General features: G+C 62.1%; 13 protein-coding genes and 1 pseudogene. 7 read left to right on the forward strand and 7 right to left on the reverse strand.

Annotated features, from left to right (window positions below; genetic code table 11):
* Positions 1 to 111: 111 nt before the first annotated feature.
* Both HNQ08_RS28310 and HNQ08_RS28315 read left to right on the forward strand, forming a co-directional pair.
* Positions 112 to 285 carry a hypothetical protein gene (locus HNQ08_RS28310; protein ID WP_425321365.1) on the forward strand — a complete coding sequence of 58 codons (174 nt, stop codon included), beginning with the start codon at positions 112 to 114 and terminating at the stop codon, positions 283 to 285.
* Between the two features lie 10 nt (positions 286 to 295).
* Entirely contained in the window at positions 296 to 478 is a 183-nt protein-coding gene (locus tag HNQ08_RS28315) for an NAD(P)-binding domain-containing protein (RefSeq protein WP_184136606.1), read from the forward strand.
* Positions 479 to 1174: 696 nt separating this feature from the next.
* Here HNQ08_RS28315 and HNQ08_RS21175 read toward each other — a convergent pair.
* On the reverse strand, positions 1175 to 1432 hold the full coding sequence (locus HNQ08_RS21175) for a DUF6582 domain-containing protein (protein ID WP_184136608.1): 258 nt from the start codon (positions 1430 to 1432) through the stop codon (positions 1175 to 1177).
* A gap of 542 nt (positions 1433 to 1974) precedes the next feature.
* Positions 1975 to 2656 (reverse strand): annotated as a pseudogene (locus HNQ08_RS21180) (IS6 family transposase); the annotation flags it as partial.
* A gap of 693 nt (positions 2657 to 3349) precedes the next feature.
* Between HNQ08_RS21180 and HNQ08_RS21185 the strand changes: the two are divergent.
* From HNQ08_RS21185 to HNQ08_RS21205, 5 genes are all read left to right on the forward strand, one after another.
* Positions 3350 to 4231, forward strand: a complete 882-nt coding sequence (locus HNQ08_RS21185; protein WP_184136610.1) for a GNAT family N-acetyltransferase — start codon at positions 3350 to 3352, stop codon at positions 4229 to 4231.
* An 825-nt stretch (positions 4232 to 5056) separates the two neighbouring features.
* Positions 5057 to 6229: an MFS transporter gene (locus HNQ08_RS21190; RefSeq protein ID WP_184136612.1), complete on the forward strand. Its 1173-nt coding sequence runs from the start codon at positions 5057 to 5059 to the stop codon at positions 6227 to 6229.
* A gap of 494 nt (positions 6230 to 6723) precedes the next feature.
* Positions 6724 to 9018: a DNA polymerase domain-containing protein gene (locus tag HNQ08_RS21195; protein WP_184136614.1), complete on the forward strand. Its 2295-nt coding sequence runs from the start codon at positions 6724 to 6726 to the stop codon at positions 9016 to 9018.
* A gap of 154 nt (positions 9019 to 9172) precedes the next feature.
* A complete protein-coding gene (locus HNQ08_RS21200; protein WP_184136616.1) occupies positions 9173 to 9769 on the forward strand; it encodes an SOS response-associated peptidase in 597 nt (198 codons plus the stop codon).
* Positions 9770 to 10226: 457 nt separating this feature from the next.
* Positions 10227 to 10637, forward strand: coding sequence for an OsmC family protein (locus tag HNQ08_RS21205; protein ID WP_184136618.1), 411 nt, complete (start codon positions 10227 to 10229; stop codon positions 10635 to 10637).
* 715 nt (positions 10638 to 11352) lie between these two features.
* Here the strand turns inward: HNQ08_RS21205 and HNQ08_RS21210 are convergent.
* From HNQ08_RS21210 to HNQ08_RS21230, 5 genes are all read right to left on the reverse strand, one after another.
* On the reverse strand, positions 11353 to 12063 hold the full coding sequence (locus HNQ08_RS21210) for an ABC transporter ATP-binding protein (RefSeq protein ID WP_184136621.1): 711 nt from the start codon (positions 12061 to 12063) through the stop codon (positions 11353 to 11355).
* Position 12064: 1 nt separating this feature from the next.
* Complete coding sequence (locus HNQ08_RS21215; RefSeq protein WP_425321366.1) at positions 12065 to 12877, reverse strand: ABC transporter ATP-binding protein; 813 nt, start codon at positions 12875 to 12877, stop codon at positions 12065 to 12067.
* Positions 12874 to 13842 carry a branched-chain amino acid ABC transporter permease gene (locus HNQ08_RS21220; protein ID WP_229790162.1) on the reverse strand — a complete coding sequence of 323 codons (969 nt, stop codon included), beginning with the start codon at positions 13840 to 13842 and terminating at the stop codon, positions 12874 to 12876. The genes HNQ08_RS21215 and HNQ08_RS21220 overlap by 4 nt, the downstream gene beginning before the upstream one ends.
* A 3-nt stretch (positions 13843 to 13845) precedes the next feature.
* Positions 13846 to 14820 carry a branched-chain amino acid ABC transporter permease gene (locus HNQ08_RS21225; protein WP_184136623.1) on the reverse strand — a complete coding sequence of 325 codons (975 nt, stop codon included), beginning with the start codon at positions 14818 to 14820 and terminating at the stop codon, positions 13846 to 13848.
* A gap of 136 nt (positions 14821 to 14956) precedes the next feature.
* Positions 14957 to 16132, reverse strand: coding sequence for an ABC transporter substrate-binding protein (locus HNQ08_RS21230; protein ID WP_184136625.1), 1176 nt, complete (start codon positions 16130 to 16132; stop codon positions 14957 to 14959).
* Positions 16133 to 16587: the final 455 nt, after the last annotated feature.

Below are 16587 nucleotides of genomic sequence, written 5' to 3' on the forward strand. Positions count from 1 at the left end.
CTTCATCGGCCTGGGTGACCAGTACCGTTCGATAGCCCAGGCCATTGCTGATCGCGGCTTCCACTTGCACATCTGGGGCCGTCGCCCAGCCTCACTGAGCGCCTTGCTGATGTGAATTACACGGCCTATCCTGATATCCCTGCGCTGGCGTCCGCCTCAAACCTGATCGCCCTGTGCCTGCGCGACGACGCGGATCTTGGGGACATCTTTGGTGGCCAGGGCCTCCTGGCCGCTCTCCGGCCCGGTACCATCGTCGTGAATCACGCCACCGGGGATTCCAGCTGAAGCGATTCGGTTGGCCGCAGCGGGCGGCGGGCTGCTCGATACGCCTGTCAGTGGCGGCAACCCGGGCGCCACCCCGCGCACGCGCATCACGTTCGTTGGATTTGATCAGTTGGCTTACGAGGCCAGCCGCCCCGTCTTCGAATCGTTCACCACCACGGTGCGTCGCATGGGTGATGTGGGCAGCGGGCAATAGATGGAACTGTTGAACAGTGCCCTCACCATCAGCAACCTGCATAACGCATCCAAAGTTTTGACCATCGCTCCCGAGCTCGGCCGGGATATGCACGCTGATGGAGATCATCCTGGTCAGCAGCGGCGCCAGTTTCACTCTTGATGTTTTGGAGCAACAGATCACCCCAAAACTAGCCCCACACCTCCAGGGCTTGATGCGCAAATATATGGGACACTTCGCCGATACGGTTCGCAGTGAATTGGGGCCAAATTGCTCTCTATACGCGTGGCCTAGCTGCTGCCGCCGTGGTACGCTGCGCGCTTTAATGACAGTAAATACCCTGTGAGCCGGAATTGGCTTCCGGGGTGTAACCGTTGGCGCTGGTCGAACCCCTAGGGGCGGCGCGAGAATATCCGTATTGATCCCAAGCTGAATGGATCGTCCTGACTCGAACTTGAGACTGGCCAAGGCGCGTGACAACAAAAGATTTCATCCTTTGGGAAGATCATCTCCTTGACCTCCTGCTCGTTTAGGCGGACATCAATCTCACTTGTTGACCATACGTTTCTAGAGATAGGTGACTAGTGAGTCATTCCAAATCCAGGGAAGCTATATGGACACCCCATTCCATGAAGGCGAACTGGCAGCCAGGAGCGTGTGGGAATGCGCGACATGGCCGAGCGTCCTGGGCACAACATCAACGCCCCATTACATTGGTCAATCTCCACTCGCTGCTTGTCTGACTGCATCGTCCTCGCTGAGCTCAATGCCGTGCTTCTTCGCAACCGCCACAATATGCTGAGCGGCCTGATGCTTTGCTTCTGCGCTCTCGAACCCGGTCTGTGCGAAGCGGCCCACTGCATTTCTAGCGTGGGACTCGTCATGAATCGGCAGGTGACGTCCTCCGTCTTTGTCGATATATGCGAAGGCTTTATCATTCAGGTCGTTACGCTCTTCCGTGGTTAAGTCCGACATACTTTTCCTTCCCTGTCCTTTCAGGCTCCGGAACTGTCCGTCGTACCCTTATCGGCATCCTCGTTTTCTGGCTCGCTGTAGTCCATTCCCAGAGAGTGGGTCAGGACCTGTCCGAGGCTAGGAGTTCCATCGAAATCGATGTGTTCGCTCGCAGGTGTCGGATGAAGAATGCCTGTCAACAGCCCACCCTGCGCCTGTGAAGGCTGCCCGGCGCCATACTCAATCTCTTCCACTGAGCGGCCTAGAGGAGTTGTATCCTCGAGTTTACGGTCCATGGCTGATCGTTCCACGCGGGCCCCCTGCGTGAGTTAGTGGACTATTCAATGACCTTTAGACCCCTAACGGCACATCCCATACCTATAGGCCTCACGCATTTTACCGCCGTTTTTCCACTCGTACGGACCATGCCAAGGGTCAGCCAACGACGTGGCAGCATGGGATCATGTCGGTTGGGTTGCCTTCACTGAGTCAGGGGTAGGCGAAGCCCAGGGAGGGTCTGAAAACCAGACCCTCCCTTCTGTGACCTCACGCCAGGTCTGAAAGGCCTGCTTTCGGTGGCATCGTCTGATGTCTGCAGGAACAGTAGTGCGAGTATGGGAGTGAAGGTTGGCTATCCGGGCATGGAGATTCAGGAACTTCTGGGCCCGCTCCGGACGCCTGAACCCAAGCCGACTTCGTTCCTGTTGTCGTGTGTAACGGTAAGATTACTTGACGAGATTGTTGCAGCGGGCAGTGTAAGCTCCCTCCTGGTGCTCCACGGGGCAGAGCACCAGCAATTCTCGGATCGGGGCGCTATAGCTTCTGAGTTGGTCAGTATGGATGGCCTCTGGAGCGGTGTATTTCCCCAGCAAACGGATGAGGAAGGACTTCGTCGCCCCCGTATCACGCTGCGTTTGAAGTAAGCCGTCCAGGACAGCGCCGTACTCGTCCGCGGCTCTCCAGAGCCAATGGGTCACGCCACCTACTTTCACGCAGACCTATTTCAGAAACCACCGGCAACAGAGGCGTCCCATCCCGCTGGCGCAGCTCCTCGGTGAGTAGCGGAGCAAATTTGATGCTCCAATGCTCCACTTCCGGATGGTTCCGTGACTGACCTCTCTTCCGCGTTGATGGAGGAGGTCCTGCATATCGCGGTAGCTCAGTGCAAAACGGTGGTACAGCCGGAGGGCATAGCCAATGATGTTCATGGAGAAATGGTGGCTGCAGCGGCTTTCGGTCGGTCACGGGTAGGCGGCCTATCGGTGTTAACTTGCCAGAACAGCTCAAACAGCAATACCCGGACGTCCCGCTGGCTGAGAGGGAAGGGGGGATCCAGCCAGAGCGCGTTCCCGATGAGAAAGGATTGCGGTACAGCTTTGGGTTGCTCACGGCTCAGCGCCCCAACTGACTGACTTTCCAGGATCCTTCCAGCATAGGCCGCTGGACGCAGGAGGTCATCCGCCATTATGAGGAGGCGCGCGCCGCGCGGCGGGATTACGGTGGGTGCATGCAACTTTTTCTCTGTGGCGCGGACGTGGCCATTCCCGTCACGTACTGCGGCAGCGAGGCGAGCATGCCCAGCTGGCCTGCGGCGTGCGAACGGACGGCGGGGCGCCCGTGGGGTCCATTCGCTCAGGCCCCGATGAGCAACTCGACTGGCACCCGGCGTCATCGGCGCAACTCCCTGATGATGCTCGTCGGAGCTGGATGGCTGGAGGGGCGTGACGGGCTGCGCGTCCCGATCACGGCTGGCCAGGCAGTCGCTCTTAGTGGCCGGAGCGAAACACACAATCAGAAAGGGCTCCGGCCTCATCGCTGTGATCGCGGAAGCCGCCGAGCTGGACCTGGGGCGCTTCCTGCCCGCGTCCACGCCGCAAGCCCTCGAATGAGACAATTCAGCGTGCTGAGCCGACCGCCCCAGTGGGGCGCGACTGGTACGTGCCTGCTCACTCCTGCGCAGGAAAGCGCGCACCCATGACGTGGGGCGCACCTGTCTCAGCACCGTACACCGTGGAATCTGCCCTGCCGCTCGCGGTGCCCGCCCTGTCGAACGCGCTGGCCGAGGGTTTCGAGGGGTACGCCGTATCTATTCCCGACGACCCGGTGGCTTTCGCGCAGCGCCTGCGCGGCGAGCAGATTGACCTCGCGTCGAGTCTTGTCGCGGTCGTGGCGACGCGGCCAGTCGGGCTGGCCTTGATCGCGCGCCGATCGGACACGGCCCGGATCGCCGCGCTCGGTGTCTCGGTGTCGTGGCGGCGTCATGGTGTGGGCGCGGCGTTAATGCGCGCCAGTCTCGCAGCCGCTGCCGCACGGGGAGAAACCCGGGTGATGCTGGAAGTTATCGAGGGCAACGACCGGGCCCTGCAGCTGTACCGGTCTTTAGGGTTCGAGGTGCAGCGGCGGCTGGTCGGCTACGAGCGACCGGCCGGGTCGGGCGTGGCGGCGCCCATCTGCGAGGAGAGGGTCAACCTGGTCGCGCGGGATGTTGTGGCCCATATGAAGGAGGAGTTGCCCTGGCCGCTGGCCGTACCGTCGATGCTCGTAAGCGGCCCGCAGGCTCGGGCGGTGCGGCTGGGACCAGCCAGCGCGCTCATTTCAGTGAGCGCGCAGAGCATTGTGCTACGCGCGTTGGTGGTGCCGTGGGAGCAGCGCGGTCAGGGCCACGCCACACGGTTGCTGCGCGCCCTGGCTGCCGAGTACCCGGACCACCGCTGGGTGGTGCCACCTTTGATTCCGGAGTCGTGGGGCCGCCGCTTTTTCACCCGCAACGGCTTCCACGAGCAACCGCTCAGCCAGCTTGAGATGATGGTCTCGCTCTGAAGCGCCTCCAGATGGTGACCTCAACTGTGCGGAGCGGTTATGGCAACTCAACGCCAGTAAGTTGCTGAGCTGTGCCTGATCGGAAGCCGGTATGGCCACCGTTTTCCCTCAGCATCATCGAGGACGCCCTGTGGCCATTTCACCGCTTCCCCCTCAGCCAGCGAGACATTCAGATGGCGTTGTTTGAGGGCGGGATCGCCGTGCGTCACGAGAAGAAGGCGGCATTGGAACATCAAATGTGTACCCTGACTCACCGAGAAACCGCGCCACCGGGAGGGAACGCGTCTGTTCCCGGTGGGACGACGGACCCAAGCGTGCCTCGCCCTGCACGCCCGAGTCTTGAACCTGCACCAGCACACCTGAACCACCGTCCCTGCCCCAGCATGGCGACACCATTCGACACCTGCCCTGCGGGTCTGGGGTGACGTCATGCAGCAGGCCGCCTGAACTTCAGGCGGCCTGTCAGGAACGTTGCCCTCCACCTCGTTTACTGGCCAGAACCCTCCGGTCAATGAGACAACGTGGCCGGGCCAATCAGTCCATCTCGCGAATCAGCGCAGCCCCATGCTGATGAACCTGAGAGGCGCAAATGCCGTGCAAAGTCGTTCGGTTAATCTCCACTCTCGAATTCAGTGCACCCAGCTATGGGCATTACCCCATGCAGTCTGCGAGAATTCCACCGTGAAATCGTCGTGAGCACCCTGGGCTTCACTCCACCACAGCAGTCGGGGCTTTGCCGCGTGCCCATCACCCACGGCGAACATAAGAAGACGGCCTTGGGTAGCCCTGTTTTCTTCCTTGACGAGAACCCCATGGTCTTCCCGCATGGGCGGTGAAGTTCCCGCCAAAGTTGTTTCTGCTTCGGCAGCAGTGATTGGCGCGCTGGCTTTCGTGCTCATGGGAGGCGTGCAGGCCCTTTACGGCCCGTCCCTGCCTGGTTTCAGCCAACAGTTCAGTCTGCCCGTCAGCACGGCAGGACTGGTTGTCAGTGCACACGGCCTCGGAGCCCTCACTGGTGTTCTCAGCACCGTGCTCCTGTCCGGTTATCCCCTGGCCCGGTACCGGACAGGTGTCGCCGTCACCCTGCTGGCCGCAGGAGCACTCCTGTTGGGTTCGACGTCTGTGTGGCCTGTCGCATTGCTGGGCGCGCTGATTGTCGGGCTGGGGTACGGGGTACTGACGGTTGGACTCAACAGCCTGTTTGCGGTGGGATTCGGTCAGCGGAGTGCGGCGATGGTCAATCTTCTCAACGCCGTCTTTGGAATTGGCGCCATTTTGGGGCCGTTGCTGGTCGGAGGGGACGGTGGAAATGTCAACTGGCCCTTTCTCGTGATTGCTCTGGGGGGTGGACTGCTCGCTCCATTCGCGTTTTCCATTGATGATCGGCTTCCCGTTCCAACAGTCACGCAGGCAGGCTCAGAACATCAGAGCAAGGGGCTCGTGGTGGGCTTTCTGGTGCTGTTGGCACTGGTGGTGGGTCTGGAGGCCAGCAGTAGCGGATGGAACGCCACATACCTCGTGGCCCTGGGGCAGACGCCAGCATCCGCCGCGAGTTTCGCGTCATTGTTCTACCTAGTGTTCACCGCAGCGCGTCTGGTCGCGGTGCCCCTGAGCCTGCGCCTATCGGCGTTCACGCTGGTGGCTGCGTCACTCGCACTTGGCGCGGTGTTGCTATTCCTCGCCCAGATATCGGCGCTTGCACCATATGTGCTCGCCTCGCTGGGAGGGGCGGTGGCCCTCCTCTTTCCCAATACCTTTACGTGGCTCGCGCGTACGGTGCCGGGAGCGCGAGGTGGGACAGCGCTGATGATTGCTGGTGGCCTGCTCGGAGGCGCTCTGTTTCCAGCCTTGATTGGTCAAGCGGTGGCCGTTTTCGGTGAGCGCATTCTGCCCCACGCCATGCTGCTGCTGACCGTGTTGGCATTGATCCTCGCAGTGTGGCTTCGCCGGCAGTCGAGGCGTCTCAAGATCTATAGCCAGGGTCGAGCACATCTCTGAACACACTTGGAATCCCATTGACCGTCCAAATCATCGAAAACCCGTATTCAAATCACTCGGTACAATTGCGGCGCCCATTTGTGGAACCACAAGGTCGTGGTCTATAGAGACTTGATCGAACCGTTGGTGGCGCCCACCAGCAGATGTTGCCCTGGCACGCCACCCATCTGGCCCCTTCCCCACAAGAACAGCACGCCACTTCCCTCTATTCCCGACCTGTCGGTGGCAAGTCCAATGTCTTGCCCATGTCAGCGGCCAGAGCGGCCGCAGAGAGATAAGCAGCACAGAACAGGCATTACTCTCTGTCTGGATCGTAATTAATGCTATGATTACGTTGTCATGGAAGTTCCGGAGCAGGCGGTGAGGGCTGTATTCACGTCAACGCGCGAACCATCCCATCCTGGGTGCGCCCCTGATGTGCCAACACCGTTGAGGTATGCCGAAGCACTGCCATCATCAACCGGGGGGTTCCGCGCCAGGGCATTTCATCCACGATGATCACACCCCAGCTCTCCACGTCCGGCATCGTGTCCGTCCACGCCACGGCGGACGGCCACGTTATCGTCTGGCGACGCCACCTCGCCACCGGCGCCCTTGAGACGGAAACCACCCGGCAGCGCGGATGGATCTTCGCGCGAAACCTGCAGGACGTCCAGCATCTGGGCGACCAGCTCAGCATCACCCCGGAGCCCGCAGCCCCAGGCGCGACCTATCACGCCCACGACCTTGCCCCGGACGGATGCCTCGACGACCGCGCCTATCGCTACCTGCTCAGCGGCCCCAGCCCCCGGCACCTCGAAACCGAGATCCAGCGTGGCGCCCTGAGCGCACGTGGCCTGAGTGCCCGCCCCTCACTCGGTGACCTCAGCGGGTACGTGCGACTCGGCTACACCGAGCAGTACCTCATCTCCACCCGACAGACGTACCATCAGGGCCTGACGTTCGATCAGCCGGTCCGTCTTCAATTCGACCTGGAGACCACGGCGCTCAGCCCTGAAGAGGGCCGCATCTTCCTGATCGCGGTGCGGGACAACCAGGGCCTGGAGACCCTCTTGGAAGCCCGTCAGGCGGCCCAGGAAGGTGAGATGATCGAAGCGTTCCTCGACCTCGTCCAGAAACGAAACCCCGACATGATCGAGAACCACTTCATTCACGGGTTCGACCTGCCGTTCATCACCGCCCGCGCCCGCAAGCTCGGCATCCCCTTCCGGCTCGGTCGGGCCTGTGACGGCCAGCCCTGGACGGTCGACGACGGAAGTCGCACGCCTCTCTGGGCCTGCCCTGGACGGGAAATCCTGGACACGCTCGATGCCGTTTGCCGCCTTCACCTGCCCTCCAGTAGCCTGAAAGCCGTGGCGCAGCATTACGGGATCGCCCCTGAGGACCGGGTGTACCTCGAAGGTGCCGAGATCGTCCACACGTACCGCGACCACCCGAAACTCGTCCGGCAGTACGCCCTGCAAGACGTCCAGGAGGTGGAAGCCCTGGCACGAATCGTCCTTGCGCCGAGCTTCGCCCTGGCTCGCCTGACGCCCCGGCCGTACCACAAGCTCACGCGGGCCGGGCCAGCCAAGGGCGTGCTCGAACCTATGTTGATCCGTGCGTATTACGAGGCGGCGCGCCCGTTCCCGGCATCGGAGAAAGGCCACCAGGACCCCCACCGCGGGGGCCACGTTCAGTTGCATGCAGAAGGGATCTTGAACCACGTCGTCAAAGCGGATGTCGCCAGCATGTACCCCAGCATTATCCGCGCTGAGGGCATTGGTCCACAGCAGGATGGGTTGAAGGTCTTCAACCGCATCGTGAGTGACCTGACCACCCAGCGCCTGGAACACAAACGCCTGGCCCGAAATGCCGCCCTGACCGAAGGGGAGCGGCGCGAGCATCACGCCATGCAGGACGCCATGAAGCTGATCGTCAATGCGGCCTACGGTTACCTGGGGGCGGGCCGTCTCGCGCGCATGGGGGACCGGGGCGCAGCCGATCGGGTGACCGCCAGGGGACGGGAACTCCTGCAACAGGTCACGGCAGCGCTGGAGGCCAGTGGTGTGCAGCTCATCGAGTCGGATACCGACGGCGTGTACTTCAGCACGCGTGAGTCCATCGGAGAGCAGGCCGAAAGGGCGCTGATCGCGTCCGTCTCGGCCACGCTGCCTGAAGGCATCACGCTGGAGTTTGACGGCCGGGCCCAGGCGATGCTGAGCCACCAGGTCAAGAACTACGTGCTGCTGCGCTATGACGGCACGCTGGAACTCAGCGGCGCGTCCTTCGAATCAAGTCGCTCGGAGCGCTACGGCATGACCTTCCTGCGAACGGCGCTCCTGGCGCTGCTGCGGGGTGATGTCCCGGGGGCACAGGCGGCCTTCGTCGACGTGATGGACTGCCTCTCCAGCCGAACCTACAACAATGCGGACGTCAGCACGCGCGTTCGGATCAGCAAAACCCGGGAGGCTTACGCCCAGACGCGAGAAAAGCGCAGGGAAGCGCATCTGGAAGCCGCCTGGCAGACTGGTCTCCCCTTCAGGGTGGGGGACCGCGTGGAGTTGTATGTTCGCGAAGGGCACGGCCAGACAGTCATGACGGATCCGGATAAGCACGATTACGATGTCAAGCACTACCAGGCGGCGCTGGTGCAGAACTACGCTACGCGGCTGCGCAAGGCATTGGACCCGGCGGATTGGAGCCAGTTGTTCGGCGGCCGCGGTGCGGGACTCTTTGACCGTCCGGTGCAGGACATGCAGGTGCAGTGGAGACTGGTCCCAGACGAAGACCGTGCGGAAGAGCCGTGACGCCTGACACCCCCTGACCAGCTTCCGCGCGTCAGCGGATGAACTGAACAACAGCCGCCGAACAGCAGTGTCCTTGGTTGGTTTTCCAACACATCTATGGTAAAATTATGTTCTTAGCGTAATTACCTAGCCCGATTCAGCAGGAGGTCCCCGTATGTGCGGCCGCATTGAATTCACCCTTTCCGAACGCATGCACCACACCCTGCGCGATACTTTCCAGATTGACGCCGCGTGGCCCAAGCAGCCTGAGATCAGTCCCACCCAGCAGACGGTGTTCCTAACCCGCGAGGACGCCTGGACCGTCCATACCGGACGCTGGGGCCTCGTCCCTCCCGGGATGGACCTGCAGACTGCCAGGAAGTACGCCACTTTCAACGCCCGCATCGAAACCGTCGAGCGCAGCAAATCCTTCAAGGACGCCTTCAGGGCGGGTGGCCGCTGTGTGCTGCCCCTGAGTGCGTTCTTCGAATGGCCGAACAAGAGCAAGGTCCGCATCGCACGTCCCGACAACCGCCCCCTGATTGCCGCGGGGCTGTGGAGTCAGCAGGACACGCCGGACGGTCCTCTGGTGAGTTGCACGGTCATGACGCGGCCACCCACGAAAGACCTCACTGAGATCCACGACCGCATGCCGGCTCTGCTGCTGACCAAGGACTTGGACGCCTGGCTGCAGGCCACGCCCGCAGAGGCCAAAGCGGTGGCTACCGGCAGCTGGCGTCCCGGGCTGCTCACGGTTGCGGCCGCCTCCTGAGTCCAAGGGCACAAGTTCGAGCCCTTCATCTCTCCCGACACCACCCAGGTGATTGCGGATTGCTGAGGAGAAGCGCGGCTACGCAGGACTCAATTCTGCGCTCGTGGCAGCAATCACGCAGTCTTTGACCAGGAAGCGTAAACAGCGCCCACAAAGATTGCGGAAGTGTCAGGGCTGCCCGGTCATCGATCGAAACCGTAGGCTGAATGTTCTGGCTTCGTCCCGCTTCCTCTTTCGGCCTCCCCTCCGGATCGAAAAGGAACGCAGGGACCAGCGCTACAACTCATCTTCACTATCGAAGCAGCTTTAAATATGCCTTGACGACACGCTCCTAGAGATGGGATGGGGCGCGACGGCGTTCTTCCACCTGCGGAAGCTCGTACATTCTGCCGGTCAACCGGGACTTCCTGGTACGGCACGTCCTGGCGCACCGCGTGCGGGGCAGTTATAACGAGACATGCAACTGCAAGTGGAAGTGTGTCAGGTGGGGGTCAGCACCGCTGAAGGTGGCGTGCGTGGGCACCGCGTCCTGGTGGACCGCCCCGCCGAAAAGGGAGGATCAGACCTGGGCATGATGGGGGGCGAGTACCTGCTCGTCGCCCTCGGCGGATGCTTCATCAGCAATCTCCTGGCAGCTGTGCGTACCCGTGAAGCGGACATCCGGGACGTGCAGGTGAGCGTCACTGGAACCCTCGAGGGAACACCCGCGCGCCTGGTCCGGGCGGACGTACGTGTGCGCGCCCAGACGCTGGATGGTGACCAGCTTGAAAAACTCGTGTTGATGGCTGATCGGGCGTGTATCGTCGCGAATACCCTACGCGGAACGGTTGAACTGCACTTCAAGTCGGAGGTGAAGGGCGCAAGCTGAAGCGGGAGTCATGCCGTCAATGCGGCTGGGCAAGACGTGTTAGGTGGTGCACGGCGACTGCGGCGTCCTGACCACCGCGGAGTGTGGTGGACGCCAGGTGGACGCTGAGGTCCGCGAAAGAGAAACCTGGGACGGCCAAGCTGCGCCCGAGCCGCTGCAGGGCTTGTCCTTGTGTATCCAGTGCACCTGTGCCGCGCAGAAAGTCAAGGTTCGCGCAGTACCTAGGCGCGCAAATCGTGGCATCCACCGGTTCCACGTAACCGTCCGACCAACGCACTGCTGTTTCGTCCGTTTTCCTGACCCACCCTGGCGCCCCTCACGCCGCGTTTTGCAGGGAAGTCAATTCTCGAGGATACGCGCCAGAGAACCTGTTCTCCGTGGGCAAGTTAAAGCGGCTATATTGAAGCCCCGAAGCTCCGCCTCCCAGGGACTGTGTCTATTGGTTTCGACTTCAATTTAATCCACCTGACGCTTTGGAAGGTACAAGGACTAGGGGGAGCTGGCTGAGTGCCTCTCCATCGGGCCTTAAGCCCCCTTCCATTGAACGCCCAGAGATTCACCGGGACACTGCAGCCGCCCACACGAGCTTGATGGATGGGGCGCTGTCGCGCGAGACCCGTATGGTCCAGCACCCCACAAGTGCCTCTTCCGTTTGGGCTATTCGTTCCATGCCATCGGCGCATGGCATCGAATCGTCACACGTCACATCGGAGTCTCAACCGCCCAGGTAGGCGTGCAACACCCGCTCATCGCTCACCAGGTCGGCGCTATTCCCGTTGAAAGTCATCTGCCCAGCCTCCAGGACGTAGGTCCGGTGACTGGACTGCATCGCCAGCTTGGCGTTCTGTTCCACCAGCAAGATGGTCACGCCCTGCTCGTTGAGCTCGCGAACGATCGCAAAAATCTCGCGGACGATGATGGGAGCAAGTCCCAGCGACGGCTCGTCGAGCAGCAGCAGTTTGGGTCGGCTCATCAGGGCGCGGGCAATCGCCAGCATCTGCTGTTCGCCGCCGGACAAGGTTCCGGCCAACTGCGTCCGCCGCTCGCCAAGACGCGGAAAGCGCCCGAACATTTTCTCGATGTCCGCGCGCATCTCGGCGCGGCTGCTCCGCGTAAAGGCGCCCAGTTCCAGGTTGTCCTGGATGCTCTGGCGGGCCAAGACCTGCCGCCCCTCGGGACTCTGGGCGATGCCGATCTTCACGGCCTCAGCGGGCGGCAGCCGGGTGATGTCGCGCCCACCAAACAGAATGCGACCCGTCACCGGGCGCAGGATGCGCGATACCGCGCGCAGGGTGGTGGTCTTGCCCGCGCCGTTGGCCCCGATCAGCGTGACCACCTCGCCCTCGTTGACCTCCAGCGTCAGGCCGCGCACCGCTTGGATCGCGCCGTAGTTGACGCTCAGGTCCTCGATTTCAAGCAGGGCCATCCTACTCACCTCCCAGGTAGGCTTCGATCACTTTCGGATCGCGCTGCACGTGGGCCGGTTCGCCCACGGCGATCAGTTGTCCGAAGTTCAACACGGCCACCCGGTCACACAGATTCATGACCAGCGGCACGTGGTGTTCGATGATCAGCACGGTCAGGTCGAATTGATCGCGGACCTGACGGATAAAACCAGTGAGCTGACCTTTCTCGGCCGTGTTCATGCCCGCTGCGGGTTCGTCAAGCAACAGCACCTGTGGCTCGGTGGCCAGGGCGCGGGCAATTTCGAGCCTGCGCTGATCGCCGTAGCTGAAATTGGCAGCCAGTTCGCCTGCCCGGTCGCTCAGGCCCACCAGATCCAGCAGGGCCCAGGCGCGGCGTTCCACCTGCAACTCTTCCTGGCGCGACGAGCCGAAAACGCCCTGCCACAGCCCAGCGCGGGTCCGGATGTGCTGCGCGATCTTGACATTTTCCAGCGCCGAGAGGCCCTTGAACAGCCGGATGTTCTGGAAGGTGCGGCTCAGCCCCAGTCCGGCGACGCGGTACGGCGCCAGCCCGGTCACGGTGCGTCCCCTGTAGGTGAGGGTGCCGCTGCTGGGCGGCGTCAGCCCGGTCATCAGATTAAAGAGGGTGGTCTTGCCGGCGCCGTTGGGGCCGATCAGACCGAAGATCTCGCCCTCACGCACATCGAAGGACACGTCATTTACGGCGACCAGGCCGCCGAAACGCCGGGTCATGTTGCGCGCCTCCAGGACGACCGCGCGTTCAGTCGCGGGCGGTGTGGGGTGCATAGACGGAGCCGGTTGAGAAGCGGTCATGGTCTGTTCTCCGCGGTGTTGGAGTTGTGGCTGGAGCTGATCTTTTCCGTGTTGGGGCCGGCTGGCGCAGGATCAGGCCGTTTTGGCGGCTTGCCTCCCCGGCTCAGCGTGCCCACGATGCCCTGCGGCAGATACAGGCTCGCCAGCACCAGCACCAGCCCGTTAATCACCAGTCGCCAGTCGGCCAGCGGGCGCAGCACTTCGGGGATGGCAGTTAGCAGCGCGCCGCCCACCACCGGTCCCCAGATGTTGCGGGAGCCGCCGATGAGGACGAAAGCCAGGATGGCGATTGAGGCATCGAAGGTCCCCTGCTTGGCATTCCAGGTGTTCAGGAACGGCGCGCTCATGGCCCCCACGATGCCGGCCAGCACCGCCCCGATCACGAAGGCCTGCACCTTGTAACGGGTGGGCGAAACGCCCATGGCGTCGGCGGCCAGTTCATCCTCGCGCACGGCGCGGAAGGCGCGGCCCACCCGCGAGCGCTCCAGCTGGGCAGCAAAGATCAGCGTAAGGATCAGCAGCGGTCCAAACAGGAACAGGTACTGCCAGCGGTCCTGGAAGCCGAAGGCCTGAGGGATACCGAAGATGCCGATGGCTCCGCCAGTGATCGACAGGTTGAGCGAGACCACTCGCAGGATCTCGACAAAGGCGATCGTGGCTAGCGCCAGGTAAATCCCGCGCAGCCGCAGGGCGGGCACGCCCACCACAAGACCCAGGAGCCCGCTGAGCACGGCGGCCACCAGCCAGGTCAGCGGAAAAACGCTGTTCCCCAGCGCGTCCCGCAGCCCACCAAAGGCTGGATTGGTCAGCATGATGGCCGCCACGTAGCCGCCAAGCGCGTAGAAGCCGGGGCTGGCCAGACTCAGTTGCCCGGCCTGCAGCGGAAAATACAGGCTCAGGCCCAGCAGTGCGGCCTGGACCATCGTCACCAGCAAAAAGCCGTAGCTCTGAAAGAAGTTGTCCATGGCCTACACCTTCTGCGCGGCGTTCTGGCCGAGCAGCCCCTGGGGACGCACCAGCAAGATGACAAACAGCAGCGCAAAGGCCACCGCATCCTTGTATGCGCTGTAGTCGCTGGGCACAAACGCCTCGGCCAGTCCAATGACCAGGCCGCCCAGCACCGCGCCGGGAATGCTGCCCAGGCCGCCCAGCACGATCACGGCCAGCCCCTTGAGGCCATAGGTCACGCCGAAATAGGGGCCAGCCACGCCGAAGGCGGTGCCCACCAGGGTGCCAGCCAGCCCGCCCAGGAAACCCGAGAGGAAAAAGGTGATCACGATGAACCTGTCCACGCTGATGCCCAGCAGGCTGGCGGTGGTGGGATTCTCGGCCACCGCCCGGAGCGCCTTGCCGATCTTGGTGCGCCCGATCACGTACCCCAGCACCGCCAGGATCGCCAGACTGACTCCGAAGATGATCACCTGCACGGTTCGGATCACCACGATCTTGTCGCCGATGGCAAACGACAGCGCGGGGCGCAGCTCTCCGTAGGCATTGGACGGAAAGTTGTAGATCTCGGCGCCCACCAGCAACTGAATGAGATTGACAATCACCAGGGCCACGCCCAGCGAGCTGACCAGCGCCAGCAGGGGGTCTGCGCCGCGCGCCCGCATAGGCCGGAAGGCAAGCCGCTCGATCAGCACCGAGATCAGCCCGGCCCCCACCGCCCCCAGCAGGGTGGCCGCCGCGAAGACCCAGGGGCTGCCCGACAACGGTGAACCGGCAGGAAACAGGTTAATGCCCTTGAGTAGACCGTTGTTTTCGAACTGCCCGGCAACCAGCGTGTAGGTGAAGTAAGCCCCCAGCGTGAACACGGCGCCGTGTGCAAAATTGATGATGCCCAGAATGGAGAACACCAGGGTGTAGCCCAGCGCGAAGATGGCGTACACGCTGCCAATCGCCAGGCCGTTCATTAAGTTCTGTACCAACCCGCTCAATTCCATGCGTCCTCCTGCAGTGTGTCGTGGCTTGACGCGCCGCTGCCCACCGAATAAATCAAAAGAAGTCGCCAGCTCCTAAACCGCTGAATGCTGGCGACTTCGACTTGAGTGGTGGTTGTGTCCTGATCAGCGCAACGGCTTACTTTAAGAAGACGAACGAGCCGTTCTTGGCATCGGCCATCTTGATCTGGGCAACGTAAAATTCTTTCTGTTGCACTTCACCCTCCTTGTCGAAGCTGATCGGCCCCAGCGGCGTGTTGTAGGTGCCTAGCAGAATCTGTTTGTTCAGGGCGTTGCGCAGTTCTCCCAGGTCCCACTGGCTGAGCTTCTTCTTACGGTCGATGGCTTTCAAGGCTTCTACCATGACCTGCACGCCCGCGTAGGCCTGCGCCGCGAATTGGGGCGGGTCTTTCTTATACTGGGCGCGGTATTCCTTGACGAACACCTGGTTCACCGCGCTGGGCTGGGCGGGGCTATACGCCTGCGCGATGATCACACCGTCACACAGCTTCTGGCAGACCGGGAACATGTTGCTGGTGTTCAGGCCGTTGCCGCCGATAATCAGGCCCTTGTAGCCCAGTTGGCGCAACTGCTTGACCAGGTTACCGCCGTCCGCGGCCAGACCCGAGATGATGACCAGATCGACTTTCTCGTTGAGCACCGACGTCACCTGCGTGGTGAAATCGCTGTCGGTGGTCTGGAACTTCTGCACGGTGGCGACGGTCAGGCCCTGATCCTTGGCGGTCTGCTGAAAGGTCCCCGTCTCGCTGGTGGAAAAGGCATCGTTCTGCGCGTACAGGACAGCCACCCGCTTGATCTTGGGGTCGAGTTTGAGCGCCTGCCGCACGGCGTTGGGCGCCACAATGGAAACCGGCGCAGAGACGCGGGCCACGTACTCCCCGATCTCTGGCACGCCTTTGGCGGTGTTGCTTGGCCCCAGGACCGGAACCTTGGCACGCTCTGCGATGGGATCGGCCGCAAAAGCCTGCTGCGAGAGTGTGGGGCCGACGATGCCAACCGCTTTGGCCTGGGTGATCAAATTCTGAAAGGCGTTGATGGCCCCGGCCTCGTCCCCACCCGTGTCCTGGAATACCAGTTTAAAAGGCGTGCCATTGATGCCTCCGCGCGCGTTCAGGAACTTCTCGGCAAATTTTGCTCCAATGACCTGCTCCTGGCCGAGCAACGCGGTATTGCTGGTCTGCGCCACAGCCACACCGATGACCACCGGTGTCTCGACTTTCTGAGCTGCGGCCAGACTGCCCAGCGTCAGGAGGGCGGTCTGCAGGGCAAGGGCAGCTTTCGTGCTTTGTTTCATGAGGACTCCTGGCCGGGCGATGGGCGCGGCGGATGAGGGTATGCATGGGCAGACGGAGAAAACGAGCGATCCTAGAGCGCATGACCTGAAAATCACTTCTTCAGGCTGAACAGGATGACGTGGTTATCCTACTCAGCCACCGAGAGCGACAGGCGATCGTCCGGAGGGCTGTGATGCTCGAGAGTTGCGATTTGTAACTCAGTGAGTGTAAGGTGGGTTTGTCTTAAAAGTCAACTGTTCGAATGTTCGAATCATTGGACCGAGTTTAAAATTCAAGCCGTCAATCAACACTGCAGGTCGTTCTTGGGAGGAAGGGGAGGAGGATGGACAGATCAGCACGTCTTCAACGGGAGAAGGCTCAGTGCAGTGCGCCTGCTTAGGGCGTAGTGCGTTCCCGTGTCCTGCTCTCATCCTGTCGGGATGTGCGGCGTCTTTATGGCTGCGGGCGCTGCTGA

It is taken from the genome of Deinococcus humi (assembly GCF_014201875.1).
In the GTDB taxonomy this organism is placed as follows: domain Bacteria; phylum Deinococcota; class Deinococci; order Deinococcales; family Deinococcaceae; genus Deinococcus; species Deinococcus humi.

Bases quoted from the DNA above. Each gene is read 5' to 3' on its own strand.
- HNQ08_RS21175 (WP_184136608.1), bottom strand. From the start codon at position 1,432: ATGTCGGACTTAACCACGGAAGAGCGTAACGACCTGAATGATAAAGCC.
- HNQ08_RS21190 (WP_184136612.1), top strand. From the start codon at position 5,057: ATGGGCGGTGAAGTTCCCGCCAAAGTTGTTTCTGCTTCGGCAGCAGTG.
- HNQ08_RS21195 (WP_184136614.1), top strand. From the start codon at position 6,724: ATGATCACACCCCAGCTCTCCACGTCCGGCATCGTGTCCGTCCACGCC.
- HNQ08_RS21200 (WP_184136616.1), top strand. From the start codon at position 9,173: ATGTGCGGCCGCATTGAATTCACCCTTTCCGAACGCATGCACCACACC.
- HNQ08_RS21205 (WP_184136618.1), top strand. From the start codon at position 10,227: ATGCAACTGCAAGTGGAAGTGTGTCAGGTGGGGGTCAGCACCGCTGAA.
- HNQ08_RS21210 (WP_184136621.1), bottom strand. From the start codon at position 12,063: ATGGCCCTGCTTGAAATCGAGGACCTGAGCGTCAACTACGGCGCGATC.
- HNQ08_RS21215 (WP_425321366.1), bottom strand. From the start codon at position 12,877: ATGACCGCTTCTCAACCGGCTCCGTCTATGCACCCCACACCGCCCGCG.
- HNQ08_RS21220 (WP_229790162.1), bottom strand. From the start codon at position 13,842: ATGGACAACTTCTTTCAGAGCTACGGCTTTTTGCTGGTGACGATGGTC.
- HNQ08_RS21225 (WP_184136623.1), bottom strand. From the start codon at position 14,820: ATGGAATTGAGCGGGTTGGTACAGAACTTAATGAACGGCCTGGCGATT.
- HNQ08_RS21230 (WP_184136625.1), bottom strand. From the start codon at position 16,132: ATGAAACAAAGCACGAAAGCTGCCCTTGCCCTGCAGACCGCCCTCCTG.